Here is a 16,183-nt window from a genome sequence, read left to right on the forward strand (position 1 = left end):
CCGCTTACGTGGACTGCCGACCTTCGATCAGTCGATCGACCAATGACGGGTCAGCCAACGTCGACGTGTCACCCAACGAACCGTAATCATTCTCTGCCACTTTGCGCAGGATACGCCGCATGATCTTTCCGGACCGCGTTTTGGGCAGACCGTCGGTGAATTGAATGTGATCCGGCGTAGCGATTGGCCCAATTTCGGCCCGAACATGGTTGCGCAATTCTTTATAAAGCGCGTCCGATCCATCAACGCCCGCGTTCAACGTGACGTAGCAATAGATGCCCTGCCCTTTGATATCATGCGGATAGCCAACCACGGCAGCCTCTGCGACCAAGTCATGCAAGACCAATGCGCTTTCGACCTCAGCCGTGCCCATGCGATGACCCGACACATTGATCACATCATCGACGCGTCCGGTGATCCAATAATACCCGTCCTCATCACGCTTGCACCCATCGCCAGTGAAATATTTGCCAGCATAGGTGCTGAAATAGGTCTGCTTGAACCGCTCATGATCGCCATAGACGCTGCGCGCTTGTCCCGGCCAACTATGCGTGATGCAGAGATTTCCTTCGGCTGCATTGCCTAAGTCTTGGTCTAGAACCGCGCCATCATTGTCGACCAATTGTGGGCGAATACCGAACATAGCCAATCCGGCGCTGCCCGGTTTCATGTCATGCGCGCCCGGAAGCGTGGTGATCATGACACCGCCGGTTTCCGTCTGCCACCATGTGTCGACAATCGGGCAACGCCCCTCGCCCACCACATCATAATACCAACGCCATGCCTCTGGATTGATGGGTTCCCCCACTGATCCCAATAAGCGCAGTGAAGAGCGATCGCGGCTGGTAACGTAATCATTGCCTTCACGCATCAATGCACGGATGGCCGTGGGCGCCGTGTACAGAATGTTGACCTTGTGTTTTGCAACCACATCCCAAAACCGGCCGAAATCAGGATAGTTGGGCACGCCCTCGAAGACTACGCTGGTCGCGGCATTGAGCAAGGGGCCATAGACAAGATAGCTGTGCCCTGTGACCCAGCCAATATCCGCCGTGCACCAAAAGACTTCGCCTTCAGCGTAATCAAAGATGTTCTCAAAAGTCGTTGCGGTCCAAACACCGTATCCGCCGGTTGTGTGCAGAACCCCTTTTGGCTTTCCGGTCGAACCGGATGTGTAAAGAATGAACAAAGGATCCTCTGCGGCCATAATTTCGCAGGGACAATCCGCATTGGATTTTGCATCATGAAACCAATGGTCGCGCGCGTCGATCATTGGCACATCAAGCCCGGTGTGTTTCACAACCAAAACACCATCAACCGCAACGCCATCGCGTTCCAACGCGGCGTCAACATTGGCTTTGAGCGGGACGCTTTTGGTGCCGCGCAAACCTTCATCGGCGGTGATGACAAAACGGCTTTCGCAATCGACGATCCGCCCGGCCAGCGCCTCTGGTGAGAACCCACCGAAGACTACCGAATGAATGGCACCGATGCGTGCGCAAGCAAGCATCGCCGTTACGCCTTCAACAATGTTGGGCATATAGATCGTGACTCGATCCCCTTTTGCCACTCCCATTGATTTGAGCGCATTGGCCATTTCGACAACTTCGCGATGCAAATCGCGGTACGTCAGGGTGCGCCCGTCATTGGCAGGATCATCGGGCTCAAAGATAATAGCAATCGCATCGCCGCGTGTTTCCAAATGGCGATCAACCGCGTTGTGACAGAGGTTAAGGGAACCATCAGAGAACCATTCAATCTCAACCGGATCATAGCTCCAATCGCCACCTTTTGTCGGCTTTGTAATCCAATCGAGCCGGTCCGCTTGACCCAGCCAAAATGCGTCAGGATCTGCAACCGATCGCGCATATTCAGTCGCGTATTGTTCAGCGGTGCAATGTGTCGCGCGATCGGTGGCAGGGCGCTGGACGAATTGGTTCAACTTTATTCTCCTCTTAGCCCAGCACTTAAAAGCGTGGGAGGCCCCCTGTCTATGACTTCTGTCTATGATTTCTAATGGGCTTTTGCGCCCGCCTTAGGAATCAGGGGCATATTGTTTGAGCGCATCTGGCGTGTCGATATCGATCAACCATTCAGGTGGGCAATCAACAACGACGCCACGCGATAAGATCGCACGCGCCCCAAAGTCTCCCTCAAGCGCGGCCAAAGCACTGAAATGAAATGACCCAAACATCGCAGGCGGCAAACGAATGTCTCCCCTTTGCGATGCAGCAATGACCGTAGGCGTTTTCACTGCTGCGATGAGCGCGTCAAAATGGAGCTTTGGGACCATCGGCATATCGGCAAGCGCGATGAGCAAAGCATCCAAGCCAGCCATCTGCGCGCGTTGCATAGCAAGGGCGACCGATGTGCCCATCCCTTCATCGGCGCGTTCATTAATGACAGGCTCAAATCCAGAATTCTGCCACACATCCATGCACGGATGGTCGCTTTGGGCGGTTATTACCCAAGCGCAATCAAATCGAGCGCGGGGAATCGCCATCGCAACATGTTCGCCCAGCCGGAACTCACCAAACGCTTGTGCCAATTTGTCGGCATCGCCAAAACGCCGCGAGGCGCCCGCCGCCAACAATGCCACGCCCAATCGCATCCGCTTAGGTCAACGCCGCTGAGAAATCGGTTTGATCATAGGTTCTGATCACTTCGGCTAGGGTCGAAAGCGCCAATGTTTGAGGATCACGCGACGAATGAAAAAGGCCAATTGGCGCGTGCATTGCGTCCAATTGATCGGGTGTTGCACCGCGCCGCAGCAAAGCCTCTTTGCGTTGATCATGCGCCTGTCGTCCACCCATCGCGCCAAGATAAAAATGCGGCAGGGAAAGCGCGTGCGCCATCAATTCAGTTTCCCAATCATGGTCGTGAAACAGAAAGATGATCGCGGTCCAAGGGTCGCTTTCAAGCGCATCGGTCTGAGACACGCGATCGAGCATCGAAACGTCCACGTCGCGCTCTGCTAACTCGTTGTAGACCGCCCGGTCCGGGGTCAACGCATTCACGGCGCATCCCATCGTCGCAGCCAATCCCGACAAGGCCCCTACCCCTGCCCCATGACCAACGATCACCAGCCGCGGATCGGGCCAATGACCAAACACACCCGATTGCGCGGAATGATCAAAGTGGGTTGGAGCCCAGTTTCCATTGAAACTCACGCTGCTTTCTTCAATGCAAATGGCGAATGGCATTCGACCTGCAATCGCCCCAAGGCATTGTTGAACCACCGGCGATGATCCGATCGGCGCAAAATGCAGGTCTAGCCCCCCACCACAGGGCAGCTTTATATCGAGATAGGGCGATCCTTTGCCGAACCGCACCAAGCGAAATACCTCGGTCTGTATGACCTCCAACGCTTCGGCAACTACCGCGCTTTCGATGCACCCGCCGGAAAGAGATCCAGCGTACCGGCCATCCTCTGCCACCCCCATGATCGTTCCGGGGTTGCGCATGGATGACCCATCAACCGCGCAAACGGTGACGAGCACGCAGGCCTGACCACGCGAGTGACAATCGTTCAAAAATCGGAGGACCGCTTCAGTGTCCATCAAAGCAATCCACTGTTCGGATTATTCGTCAAACGCTGTCGGTTTGCTCGCTAGATAGGCGATAATCGCGGCGCGCGCTTCGTCGTCACGCACGGCCCCTGCGAGCATATCTGTGCCCGGCAAATAGCCAGATGGATCAGCTAGGAATTGGTCGAGATTCTCTTCGTCCCAAACTGCATCAGACGCCGTCAATGCGTCGGAATAAGAATACCCGTCCAGATCACCAATCACTCGGCCAAGCACGCCGTGCAAATTCGGGCCAGCCGTGGAACGCGCACCTGCATCAACAACATGACAAGCAGTGCACATCTGGAACGCATCTTCGCCCATCGCGATCAAATCAACCGCGCCCGCGTCTTCTACCGCTGGATCGGATGTTGCCGTTGGCGCGGGTTCGTCGCGGTCACGCACAACGATTTGCTCCACGACTTCAGGTTGTTCGGATGAACCGCAAGCGGTCATCATGACAGTCAACAATGCGGCAGCTAGGATGGCGCGATTGCGCATAATTTGGGTCCTCTTTTATCCGTCTGTGACGGTGTATTGCTTTGGGCGATCCGGTTCAGGAGAACCGTTTTGCAATGGGCAATTCACGCAAGCGTTCACCGCTTGCCGCGAAAATCGCATTGGCCAATGCCGGCGCAGCTGGTGGCAGCCCCGGTTCACCGGCACCTCCGACTGGAACATCGCCGCTGTTGATGAGGGCAACTTCAATGTTGGGCACCTCGTTCATCCGCAGCATCTGGTAATCGTGGAAATTGCTTTGAACGATTGCACCGCCCTCCAATTCCAATTCGCCGTACATTGCCGCGGTCAAACCAAAGACAATGCCCCCTTCGATTTGGTTTCGGAAACCATCGGGGTTCATTACATAACCCGCATCGCAAACCGCCCAAACGTTGGTCATTTTGGGTTTGCCAGAATTCATATCGACTTCGATAACTTCGGCGACAATTGTCCCAAAGCTTTCGACAATGGCAACGCCTTTTGCGACGCCATCCGCGCTTGGCTCACGCCAATTGCTGATCTCTGCGACCTTTTCCAGAACCGCCTTATGCCGCGGTGCATTGGCCAACATCGACAGACGATAATCCAACGGATCCGCGCCCGCAGCCTCAGCCGCTTCGTCAATGAAGCTCTCAATGAAGAAGCCTTGTTGTGAATGATCGACCGATCGCCATGCCTGAAACGGCAGGTGCAGTTCCGACTCCGCAACGCGGATCGACGTGTTCGCAATGTCATACATCGCGGGAACACACGCCTCGGCGGGATCGTGGCGTTGAGTAAACACGCTGTCATAGGCGATCAACGCGCCGCCTTCGTCGAGACCGGCGCGCATCCGCGACATATCCGCGCAACGATAAAGCGCCTTTTGCGTGTCTTCCTCACGGCTCCAAATCATCTTGATTGGATAACCCGTTGCCTGTGCAACACGGGCAGCCATTGCGACGTATTCGCTGCCCAACCTGCGGCCAAAAGCACCGCCCAAATAGGGGTGATGAATGGTGATATCATCTGCGCCAATGCCGATCGTGCTCGCCACTTCACTGCGCGCCATCAAAGGCACCTGTGTGCTGGTCCAGATGTCGCATTTTCCATCTGCGACGCGGGCCGTGCAATTGAGTGGCTCCATCGGAGCGTGAGCAAGATAGGGCGCACGATATTCTGCATCGATGGTCATTGAAGCATCCGCAAACGCAGCTGCGGCTTCGCCCCGGGCGGCGGCTTGATCGCCACCGGCATTGCCTGCGGCATCCAAAGCCGATTCAAAAACCGCGAATTGGTCATCCATCGTTTTAACGGGGCTGTCGGATTGGCTCCACTCAATCGCCACGGTGTTCATCGCCTGTTGCGCTTGCCAATAACTGTCCGCAACCACCGTAACGAAATTGCCCATGTTTAGGATTTGCAAAACGCCGGACATGCCTTCGGCGCGATTGGCATCCATCGAAACAACGCGCGTTCCCGGAACCGGAGGACGCACCACAGCAGCATACGACAATTCGAGACCTTCGGGCTGAGCATCGATCCCGAATTCCGCCGTTCCGTTGATCTTTGCTGGAATGTCGGTCCGCGCCTTGCTGCGGCCCATCAGACGATATTGATCGCGAGTCTTCAAAGTCGGCGTGTGATCCATCGGCTGTTCTGCCGCTTGGGTTGCGAACTCAGAAAACGGCGCGGATTTACCCGACGCTTCATGCAAAAGCATGCTGTCGCGGGCAATGACTTCACTTTCCGGCACATCCCAAGCTTCGGCAGCCGCCCCGACCAACATCTTACGGGCTGCGGCACCGGCGATCCGCATCTGATACTGCCCGGTTGACCTAATGGAGGAGGAACCGCCCGTGATGAGCAAGTCCATCGATTTGCCAAGCTTTTGGAACAACCCATCCCATGTCGGCTCGAGCCAATCGGCTGCATTCAACGTAAAGGGAGCGGCAAACATGCGTGCCGTGTCGGTCACGATATAGCTGCCGTCGGCAGGCGCCTGCATAACGCGGACGTTGTCCCATGCAGCGTCCAATTCATCGGCGAGCATTTGCGCCAGAACCGAATGCGCGCCCTGTCCCATTTCACAGTGCGGAACGATCGCCGTGACGATGTTGTTGGTGTCGATCTTGACCCAACTGTTGACCAATTGCTCTCCGGCGCCTGGGGCGACTTTGGAAGCAAGTGAACCGATCGGATTGCCCGGACGCACGCCGATGCCAATCAACAGGCCACCGCCGGCAAGAACGCCCGCGCCGATGAAACCGCGACGGCTCCACTTGGCAAGTTTTGATTTTGGCGCGGCGGCTTGCTTATCTTCGGGAGACATATCGTTCATGGCTTATGCCTCCTCGCCTGCTTGTTCGGTTCGCGATTGTTCAATGCCCGCTGCCACTTTGATTGCCCGGCGGATGCGAGTGTAAGTTCCACAACGGCAAATGTTACCGGACATCGCTGCATCAATATCATCATCGCTTGGCGATGGGTTGTCACGCAACAAAGCGGTCGCGCTCATAATCTGGCCAGACTGGCAATATCCGCATTGTGGGACCTGTTCGCTGATCCATGCCTTTTGAACATTGGACAGTTCCCCATCGGGGCCAGCGACGCCTTCGATTGTCGTCACTTCCCGACCCTCTGCTTGAGAGATTGCCGTTGAACAACTGCGCACCGGTTGCCCGTCAAGATGCACCGTGCACGCACCGCATTGCGCGATGCCACAGCCAAATTTTGTCCCCGAAAGGCCTGCCTTCTCGCGAACTGCCCAAAGGATGGGCATTGCTGGATCAGCGTCGATCGTAATCGGCTCTCCGTTGAGGGTAAAACTGGCCATGGTCAAAATTCCTGTGAAGTCGTTCTCAGTTGCACAACGCAATCTATCTCAACGAAGCAGTCTTGCAAAGGGCAATCGGATTTGCGCCGCCCCACCCAACCATTGATCGCGCATCGAAAACTTCTATCGTTCGGCAATGACCATGATTGCATTCGAAGAGTTTATGGCGGTTGATATCCGCGCCGGCACAGTCATCGCGGCCAACCCTTTCCCCGAAGCTCGCAAACCGGCGATTAAGTTGCGGGTCGATTTTGGCGAAGACATCGGCGTTAAGAAAAGTTCGGCGCAAATCACCGATCATTATACGCCAGAACAATTGATCGGGCGCACAGTTATGGCGGTCGTGAATTTCCCGCCGCGTCAAATCGGACCGTTCATGTCGGAAGTTTTGGTGTTGGGCTTTCCCGATAATGATGGCGCGATTGTCTTAGCCGCTCCAGACCACTCGGTGCCGGATGGTGCCCGGCTGGCCTAGAGAAGCTCGCATTCAATTGTACAAGAACGTCAATTACGCCGGTTCCTTCACACAGCACTTGCGCATGGGCCGCTTTGCGGGGATAGAAGAAGGCACGCCAACACAAAGATGCATTGATCGCATTGTTCCTATGGGGGGAGAAATCAATGGCCGTATCCGATCACGTAGACCTTGAAACATTCATGGCCGGCGTTGCTAAACGCAACCCGGGTCAGACCGAATTCATCCAAGCTGTGCACGAAGTGGCACAGGACATTTTTGAATTCATGGAAGACAAGGTTCATTACCACGAAGCGCAAATCCTGCGCCGCATGGCAGAGCCAGACCGCGTCATTTCCTTCCGCGTTTGCTGGGAAGACGATAACCACAACATCCGCGTTCAGCGCGGCTGGCGTGTTCAAAACAACAACGCAATTGGCCCATACAAGGGCGGCATCCGTTTCCACCCTAGCGTGACCGAAAGCGTACTGAAGTTCCTCGCCTTTGAGCAGACCTTCAAAAACTCGCTAACCGGCCTGCCTATGGGCGGCGGTAAAGGCGGCGCAAACTTCAATCCGAAGGGCAAGTCCGACGCAGAAGTGATGCGTTTCTGCCAAAGCTTCATGTCAGAACTCTATCGCCACATTGGCCCCAACACCGACGTTCCTGCGGGCGACATTGGCGTTGGCGGACGCGAAATTGGCTATATGTTCGGCCAATACAAGCGACTGACCAACCGTTGGGAAGGCGTTCTGACCGGCAAGGGTCAGGAATATGGCGGCTCAGAAATGCGTCCCGAAGCAACCGGCTACGGCGCGGTCTACTTCCTGCAAAATATGCTCAAGCATCAAGGCATGGATGTCGAAGGCCACACGGCAGTCATCTCTGGTTCGGGCAATGTGGCAACACACGCTGCGGAGAAGATCACGCAACTGGGCGGTAAAGTGCTCACACTTTCGGATTCAGGTGGCTTCATCCACGATCCGGACGGCATCAGCCAAGAGAAAATCGATTGGGTCAAGCACCTTAAGACGGTCAAGCGCGGTCGCATCAGCGAGTATGTCGATGAGTTCAGCGGCGCGACCTTCCACGAAGGCCGTCCATGGGGCGTCGCCGCAGACCTCGCTCTACCATGCGCCACTCAAAATGAGTTGAATGAAGGCGAAGCCAAGTCCTTGGTTGGAAACGGCGTTAAAGGCGTTTCCGAAGGCGCGAATATGCCGACCACTCTCGAAGGCGTAAAAGTCTTCCACGATGCCAAGATCATGTACGGTCCGGGCAAAGCGGCGAATGCCGGTGGTGTTGCGGTGTCTGGTTTGGAAATGAGCCAGAACTCAGAGCGCATCAGCTGGAATTCTGAGCGTCTCGGCGACATGCTGACCGATTTGATGGAAGGCATCCACGGCAAGTGCACCGAATATGGCCAACAAGAAGGCGGCTATGTTGACTATGTGAAAGGTGCGAACATTGCAGGCTTTAAGAAAGTCGCAGACGCAATGATGGCGTTTGGTGTCGTTTAAGCCGATCGCTTAGCCAACACACACTTACAAAATAGGGGCGTCCTTGCGGACGCCCCTATTTTCGTTTGAACTATTGCCTGAGGCAGAATTATTGAATGCCGAGTTGCGCCGCTTGCGCTCGCAATTCGTCGGCTTCATCTGGGTTGGCCGCGATGGCTTTTTCCAATGCGTCGCGCGCTCTGCCCATTTCACCCAATGTTGCTCTGCTGCGAACCAGCATAACCCATCCATCAAGATCCTGAGGATTGTCTTCCAATCGCGCCTCAAGGCTGGCGACCATTCCGGCAACCATGCTTTCTTGTTCACCCGGCGTCATCCGACTTGCGTCGGCAACTTGTTGAGCCGTTGGCCCACGAAGAGTGCCCGATGCGGCCTCGCCCGCGACTTCGCCGGATCCGGGCAAGACGACCTGCGGTGTTCGCGCTTCGACAACCGTGGCCAATCTTTGTTCAACATCAATATCGTTGATCGCACCGACCTGTTGAATTGTGCGAACAAGGTCGCTTTCCCAAGGGGCACCCGGTGGTGTATCCGAAAGAAGGGCAAGCCAAGATGAGATCGCGCCTTCGTGATCCTCATTCAAATCTTGCTTTACCGCCATGAAATAACGCGCACGCGGATCACCGGGATCCAGTTCCAGCGCTTTTTCAAACGACTCCAAAGCCGCCGGAGGAAGCGGGTCGCGCGCACTCGCATACACCTGCGCCTCACCCAATGCAGACCACAAAACCGCTTCGCTCGGGTCAATCTCGACCGCGCGTTCATATGCGGCAACGGCATCGCTGTATTCTTCGGTGTTGTAGTAAGCGAATGCGAGCTCAGTCCATGGCCGCGCATCGTCGCTTGATGCCTCTGCAGCGGCGACCAATTCATCGATTGACGCAGCCTCTTCGGCCCCGGCTGTGGATTCGGTTTCCGCCGCACCACCCGAATAAACATTAAAGCCAATCGATCCCGCGGCCAAAATTGCAGCGGCTCCTAGCAAGAGCCATCCGGCCTTGCCTCCCGATCCGCTGTCGTTCTCAGTCGATTTGGTGTCTAAATCCGCGTTTCGCGTGTCATTTGCATCAGTTGTCATAAGTTTTTCACTAGCAACTGGTGCAGAAAACGGCAATTGTCTCTGGCATTGATGAGCGCTTTCTTTATGGTGGTGTTTGTATGGAATCTATCCAAGGGGGGGATGGATTGGGGGATTTGTATAAAGTCGCCATAGTTGGCTCCGGCCCTGCCGGGATGAGCGCTGCTGGTCAGGCCGCGGCGCGAGGGATGTCGCACGTCCTGCTCGAAAAGACAGACCATCTTTCAGACACGATTTTCAAATACCAAAAGGGCAAGCACGTCATGGCTACGCCCTCTGACTTGCAGTTGCGGGCCGGTGGTTATGAAGAAGGCGGCCTTGAGGGGATGGAGTTCGAAGAAGGCACGCGAGAGCGAATTCTCGGTGTCTGGAACAAGCATTGCGGCATCGAAGACGAGCGCATGCCCACCTATGAGGGTGACGTTCAGACCTTCGAAATTAACACCAAGCTCAACGCCGAAGTCACCAAAGTGGAAGGTGAAAAGGGTAACTTTACGATCACCCTGAAAAGCGGCGATGTGGTCAGAGCGGAAACGATCGTTCTGGCGATAGGAACCCAAGGTAATCCCAATAAGTTGCGTTGCCCTGGTGCTGACCACCCGATGATTACGCCTCAGCTTGATGACCCGGAAGATCACGTCGACAAAAACATCGTTGTCGTCGGAACCGGCGATGCGGGTATCGAAAACGCATTGGGGCTCGCGACCGATTCGGCACTTGGCAACAACGTCACGATTTTGAACCGCGGCAAAGACTTCGCCAAAGCGAAAATCAAGAACGCGACAGACCTTGAGAACGCCAATGGCGAAGGTCACTTAAGGATCGCCTATCGCACATCGCCCGCCGAAGTTCGTGACGGCGAAATGGTCGTCGAGACAGAGACCGGACAAGAAATCATCCCTTGCGAGATGATCATTGCGCGGATTGGTTCGCAACCTCCGCGCAAATTCATCGAAAGCATGGGAGTTGAGTTTACTAGCGAAGATCGCAGCGCCTTCCCCAAACTTTCTGCAGAGTTTGAGACAACGAACGCAGGCATCTTCGTCATCGGCGCGCTCGCCGGATATCCTTTGATTAAGCACTGTATGAATCAGGGCTATGATGTCATCGAATATCTAGAGACGGGCAACGCCGTGAAACCGGCCGATGAACCCCTGTTGGAACGGGTTTTTGCCAATCTTCCAGGTGGCAAAAGCGTCGATCACTGGCTCGAAGTGTACCGCACGCAAATCAGCATTTTCCGCGGCCTTTCGACCTTGCAGATGCGAGAGCTTATGCTCGACAGTATTTGCAGTGCCTTCGCACCGGGAGAGCCAATCTTCCGTCGTGACGAACCGGGGTCATCTTTGTTCGCGATTGCCCAAGGGACAGTTGCGGTTGAAGTGAACCCCAACAATCCTTCGATTACGGTGCCGATTCAACAAGGATCGATCTTTGGTGAAGTTGGTTTGATTTCTGGCCGTCGTCGTGGCGCGACCATTCGCGCCGCAGAAGACGTTGTGGTCGTCGAATTGTCACGCAAAGCGGCGCTCAAGCTGATCAAATCTTCACCCGAAGCCGAAGCCGAAGTAACGCGGATTTCGATTGAACGGCAAATTCTGCAAATCTTTGGCTCGGGACTAACTCCCGAAGATATTGGCCCCTTGGTCGACAGTGCGGAAATGAAGGAAATTCGCGCTGGCGAGACGGTTATTGCCGAGGGCGATGATGACAAGGATCTCTATATCTGCCGCGTCGGTTCGATGAAGGTGGAGAAAGAGATCGACGGGAAATCGGTCTTCCTTTCTTTGATACCGGCCGGCAATTTCTTTGGTGAAATGGCCGTGATTGACGGATCTGAGCGCACCTCTACCGTGAGTGCATCGATCAAATCGGAGGTCATCCGTTTACCGGGTGAAGGCTTCCTCGCATTGCTCGATAAGAAACCGCAATTGCGCGAACGGGCATTGGAAGTGATGGCGGAGCGACGTCGTTCCAATGAGGAAATCGAAAGCCAGCAAAGCAAAGCTGATAATGCGTTGGATAATTTTTCTGGTACGGCTGCGTTCCTTTTTGACCAAGGTATGGGCGAAGCAACCGACGCGCTGTTGATTGACGAGCGCCTTTGCATTGGTTGTGACAATTGCGAAAAAGCATGTGCAGATTCGCATGACGGACTGTCCCGGCTCGATCGCGAAGCCGGTAAGAGCTTTGCATATCTACATGTTCCAACATCGTGCCGGCATTGCGAACATCCCCATTGCATGACCGATTGTCCGCCAAACGCGATTCAACGCGGGTCCGATGGCGAAGTTTCGATCAACACAGAAACATGCATTGGTTGCGGCAATTGTAAGACATATTGCCCTTACGGCGTTATCAATATGGAACCCGTGCCGCCTGAAAAACCCAACCTTTTGAAATGGTTGATGTTCGGCAGTGGTCCTGGCCCTGGTCAAGCATCCTATTCTTGGCGCAAGGAGAATTCCGAACCGAACGTCGCGAAGAAGGCTGTGAAGTGCGACATGTGCGCTGGGATCGATGGAGGTCCGTCCTGCGTTCGCGCATGTCCAACCGGGGCTGCCATTCGCGTCGCACCCGATAAATTCATCAATTTCGCCAAGCTGACAGAGGACGTCGAAGACTGATGGCGAGCGTTCCAAACAAGCGGTTTAAGCAGGATGAGGAGCGGCGTAATGCCGACCACGTCAGCTTTCTAAAATACCGGCATTATCGTTGGCTGTGGATCGCGATTTTCCTGAGCGTGGTAAGTGCTCTTGGCTATTGGATGATCGATCAAGAGCCCCGCCCCAATGGCGGCAGTTGGTATGGTTATATCCTCGGTACAATCGGTTTGCTTTTGATTGTCTGGCTCTCTCTTTTGGGCCTGCGCAAACGTAAGATATCCGAAGGCAGCTGGAGCCTAAAGGCTTGGACGAGCGCACACATCTATTTGGGCCTTGCCCTTATTGTGGTCGGAACGCTGCACACCGGGTTTCAAATCGGCTGGAATGTGCACACACTCGCTTACATTCTTATGTTGCTCGTCATCATCAGCGGCATCTATGGCGTGATCGTTTACACAAAGCTTCCCAAAACGCTGTCTTCAAACCGCAAGGAAATGACGCGGGCGGATATGCTCGATGAACTTGCGGTAATCGATCGCCAGCTTGACGCTGCGGCACAGCCATTGGGCCGAAGAGAATGCGATTTGGTGATCGGCGCCTTGGGACAAGACGTATTTTCCGGCGGGGCGTTTGGCCGCCTGACTGGCGCCTATCCCGGCTGCAAAACCGCGCGAGCGCTTTCCCAAATTTCGGATGGCGGCAGTGATGCCGAACAAAACGTCTACGCATTGTTGACCAAACGCTCAGATCAACTTGGGCAAATTCGTCGCCACCTTCGCAACAAAGCGTTGCTAGAGGTTTGGTTGTTCATTCACATTCCGGCGACAATCGCGTTGCTCGCCGCACTGCTCGCGCATGTCGTGAGCGTGTTCTTCTATTGGTGAGGTTGGCGTCATGGCATTCCTGATCCGCACCATCGCCAAAGCCAAATCCGGTCGAGAAATCGTGCGCGACCGCACGGTAGAGCAAGCCGAATTGGTCATTGGCCGGGCTCCTGATAGCGATATTCACCTTCCCGACCTCTCGGTCGATTTGCATCATTTGAGCCTGTCCGATGCGGGCGGCGGGATGCTTGTCGCAAAGTCGTTGGACGAATTGCCTTTCAACGTCGACGGCGTCTCCGTTTCGGAGAAAATGATTGATCCAAATGCCGGAGCCGAAATTACGGTAGGCCCCGCACAAATGGCGATCACTCGAGATGGTGATGGACCGGTTCAGATCATCATTCAGAACGTCGACAAAGCAAAAGGGGCCGACGATCCATTGCAGGGCTTTGGTCTTGCCAGCGCCCTGCCGAGCAAGCGCGCGATGGCTTGGGCTTTTGCCCTAACGATCCTCGTGCTGCTTTTGTCCATTCCGATTATCACGCACCTTACGCGGGAACCGGTGGAAAATGACCCGGAAAACCTCGCTCAAGGACAGGTCCTATTCGACGCAAGCTGGAGCTCAGGCGAACTCAGCATGGCGCACCACGATTTGGAGGAAAATTGCGAGGCATGTCACGCCACTCCTTTCGTTTCGGTGCAGGATGAAACCTGCCTAACTTGTCACGAAGAGCTGGGCGATCACGCAGAGATGCCGCGCCTAGCCGATGGCATGGCGCCCCTGAGCACCGGCGATTCAATTCAATGGCAAATCGCCGAAACGCTGGGCAAGGAAGGCCCTTTGGGCTGCGTTTCCTGCCACTCAGAGCACGAAGGACCGGTCGTTCTAGAGGCGGCGACCGAGCAATTCTGTTCGGATTGTCACAATGAACTCGACACCCGTTTGACCGATGTGTCTTTTGGAAACGCTGCCGACTTTGGTGAGAAGCACCCACAATTCCGCCCACAAATCTACACCGCACATTTCGACGCCGAGCCGACCCGCGTGTCGCTCGACAACGACGTTACCGAGATGAGCGGTCTGATCTTCCCCCATGACATCCATATGCAAAGCGATGGCGGTGTCGCACGTATGGCCGAAAGCCTCGGTGATTATGGCGCGCCATTGGAATGCAGCAATTGTCACGCGGAAGAAGAAGACCGCGTGGGCTTTGCTCCTGTTGAAATGGAGCCCGCATGCGAAAGCTGTCACAGCCTCGTTTTCGACCGGAACGGACCGAACTTTCGGTCGCTGCGTCATGGCGACGTGGACGATCTGATGGCGGATCTGGCAACGATGGACCGAGGACCGCGTGCTGCCGTTGTATCTGGCCGTGGACGTCCCGGTCAATTTGCCCGAGGCGGCGCATACTTCTCTAACTTTGGTCGTCCGATGAGCGCTTATATCGCAATCAATCGCGCACTGGAGCCCACAGGCGTTTGCGGCGAATGCCACATCCCTACTAGCACCAACGGGCGTCGCGACTTGACGCCAGTGAACCTGCCGGATCGGTTCTTATTGGGCGGATATTTCGATCATGCCGCTCACGGTGATGATGTGGCCGAATGCACAGATTGTCACGCAACCGGCACTTCGGGTGAAGCAACAGACTTGCTGATCCCAGATCTGAACAGCTGCCGCGACTGTCACTTGGGCGAAACTGCGGCCAAAACCGAAGAGATCACGCCATCCAGCTGTGCAATGTGCCACGGCTATCACACTCCCACGATGCCGTGGCGCCCAGAAGATCACCCCGAAAATGGCGGTAATGACTCTGTTGCTACGATCCTGAGTAGTCTAAGACGCTAAGGATGAAGAGCGATAAAGGCGGTGTGCTTATTGCACAGATCACCGATACGCATGTGGGCTTTGAGCCTGAGGCGGGTGAGAACGAATTCAACTTCGTGCGGTTTCGCAATGTCCTAGGACATTTGCTGAGCCAACCGGTCATGCCCGATATGCTGATCCTGTCAGGCGACCTTGCCGATGGTGGTCTGGTCGATTCCTACGCGCGAATCCGATCGCTTGTCGAAGAATGTCCGTTCCCCGTTCACGTCATTCCCGGCAACCACGACGATCGAGAGGCGATGCTCAAGGCATTTCCGGAATGTCCAACTGCCGATGGCTTCGCGCAATATGCCATTGAATGCGATGGGCTACGGATATTGTGCCTGGACTCGTTTGAGCCAGGACGTCACGGCGGCGCATTTTGTGAAACGCGCGCGGCATGGCTCTCTGAACAGCTCGACGAGCATCCTGACACGCCGACGGTCCTTTTCGTCCATCATCCACCTGTGGTTGCGGGCATCGATTGGATGGATCCAAAGCCGCATGAAGCGTGGTTCAAACGGTTTCATGACACCGTTGCCGGACACAAGCAGATTATCTCTATCCAGGCGGGTCACTTGCACCGCCCGTTGCACTCAACGGTAGAAGGTATTCCCTTGTGCGTCACTCCGGCTGTAGCGCCGGCCGTTGCTCTTGATCTGAGACCGATGGATATCGACATTGCGGATCAGCGCCCCATCGTTGCGGCGGAACCGCCATTTTACAGCCTGCATCTTTGGAAGGATGGAACGCTCGTTTCCCACTTCCAGCCTGTCGGCCATTGGCAAACATTGGCTCGGTTTGAAGACCACCTTAAGCCTATGATGCAGGGGCTCTTTGCTGAGCGCGATTGACCGACGATTAGACGTTCACGGAACGTTTAAGGCACACCATTGTCCACCAAACTTGTTGTTCGACTGCGCTGATGTTTGCGCCGTGCGATGCCGTCGGC

The 16,183-nt window shown here is 55.2% G+C and carries 13 protein-coding genes; 6 read left to right on the forward strand and 7 right to left on the reverse strand.

Translation table 11 applies throughout. The features are described 5' to 3' along the window. Positions 1-4: 4 nt before the first annotated feature. The 6 genes from acs to BQ8290_RS05515 all read right to left on the reverse strand — a co-directional run bounded on the left by acs (position 5) and on the right by BQ8290_RS05515 (position 6,882). The gene (gene acs / locus BQ8290_RS05490) at positions 5-1,942 is read right to left on the reverse strand and encodes an acetate--CoA ligase (protein WP_108788308.1); all 1,938 of its coding nucleotides are present in this window, start codon (positions 1,940-1,942) and stop codon (positions 5-7) included. A 93-nt stretch (positions 1,943-2,035) separates the two neighbouring features. Next, positions 2,036-2,599 carry a nucleotidyltransferase family protein gene (locus tag BQ8290_RS05495; protein WP_337661491.1) on the reverse strand — a complete coding sequence of 188 codons (564 nt, stop codon included), beginning with the start codon at positions 2,597-2,599 and terminating at the stop codon, positions 2,036-2,038. Between the two features lie 16 nt (positions 2,600-2,615). Further along, positions 2,616-3,560, reverse strand: coding sequence for an XdhC family protein (locus tag BQ8290_RS05500; protein ID WP_108788312.1), 945 nt, complete (start codon positions 3,558-3,560; stop codon positions 2,616-2,618). A gap of 21 nt (positions 3,561-3,581) precedes the next feature. Then, on the reverse strand, positions 3,582-4,067 hold the full coding sequence (locus BQ8290_RS05505; RefSeq protein WP_108788314.1) for a c-type cytochrome: 486 nt from the start codon (positions 4,065-4,067) through the stop codon (positions 3,582-3,584). Positions 4,068-4,122: 55 nt separating this feature from the next. Beyond that, entirely contained in the window at positions 4,123-6,387 is a 2,265-nt protein-coding gene (locus BQ8290_RS05510) for a molybdopterin cofactor-binding domain-containing protein (RefSeq protein ID WP_108788316.1), read from the reverse strand. A 3-nt stretch (positions 6,388-6,390) separates the two neighbouring features. Continuing rightward, positions 6,391-6,882 (reverse strand): 2Fe-2S iron-sulfur cluster-binding protein, encoded by a 492-nt coding sequence (locus BQ8290_RS05515; RefSeq protein ID WP_108788318.1) that lies wholly within the window; start codon positions 6,880-6,882, stop codon positions 6,391-6,393. Between the two features lie 142 nt (positions 6,883-7,024). Here BQ8290_RS05515 and BQ8290_RS05520 point away from each other — a divergent pair, with 142 nt between their 5' ends. Then, positions 7,025-7,357, forward strand: a complete 333-nt coding sequence (locus tag BQ8290_RS05520) for a tRNA-binding protein (protein ID WP_337661492.1) — start codon at positions 7,025-7,027, stop codon at positions 7,355-7,357. A 146-nt stretch (positions 7,358-7,503) separates the two neighbouring features. Then, positions 7,504-8,856 (forward strand): NADP-specific glutamate dehydrogenase, encoded by a 1,353-nt coding sequence (gdhA, locus tag BQ8290_RS05525; RefSeq protein WP_108788322.1) that lies wholly within the window; start codon positions 7,504-7,506, stop codon positions 8,854-8,856. 88 nt (positions 8,857-8,944) lie between these two features. On the opposite strand, the gene BQ8290_RS05530 is transcribed toward gdhA, so the two are convergent. Next, entirely contained in the window at positions 8,945-9,934 is a 990-nt protein-coding gene (locus BQ8290_RS05530) for a tetratricopeptide repeat protein (RefSeq protein WP_108788324.1), read from the reverse strand. Between the two features lie 80 nt (positions 9,935-10,014). Between BQ8290_RS05530 and BQ8290_RS05535 the strand changes: the two genes are divergently transcribed. The 4 genes from BQ8290_RS05535 to BQ8290_RS05550 are packed head-to-tail and all read left to right on the forward strand — an operon-like array spanning position 10,015 to position 16,085. After that, positions 10,015-12,561: a cyclic nucleotide-binding domain-containing protein gene (locus BQ8290_RS05535; protein WP_108791977.1), complete on the forward strand. Its 2,547-nt coding sequence runs from the start codon at positions 10,015-10,017 to the stop codon at positions 12,559-12,561. Next, complete coding sequence (locus tag BQ8290_RS05540) at positions 12,561-13,424, forward strand: hypothetical protein (protein ID WP_108788326.1); 864 nt, start codon at positions 12,561-12,563, stop codon at positions 13,422-13,424. Before BQ8290_RS05535 ends, BQ8290_RS05540 begins: the two co-directional genes overlap by 1 nt. 10 nt (positions 13,425-13,434) lie before the next feature. Further along, positions 13,435-15,213, forward strand: coding sequence for a cytochrome c3 family protein (locus BQ8290_RS05545; RefSeq protein WP_108788328.1), 1,779 nt, complete (start codon positions 13,435-13,437; stop codon positions 15,211-15,213). A gap of 2 nt (positions 15,214-15,215) precedes the next feature. Continuing rightward, complete coding sequence (locus BQ8290_RS05550) at positions 15,216-16,085, forward strand: metallophosphoesterase (RefSeq protein WP_108788330.1); 870 nt, start codon at positions 15,216-15,218, stop codon at positions 16,083-16,085. The last annotated feature ends 98 nt before the right edge of the window (positions 16,086-16,183 follow it).

This window comes from Erythrobacter sp. Alg231-14 (assembly GCF_900149685.1).
In the GTDB taxonomy this organism is placed as follows: Bacteria; Pseudomonadota; Alphaproteobacteria; order Sphingomonadales; family Sphingomonadaceae; genus Erythrobacter.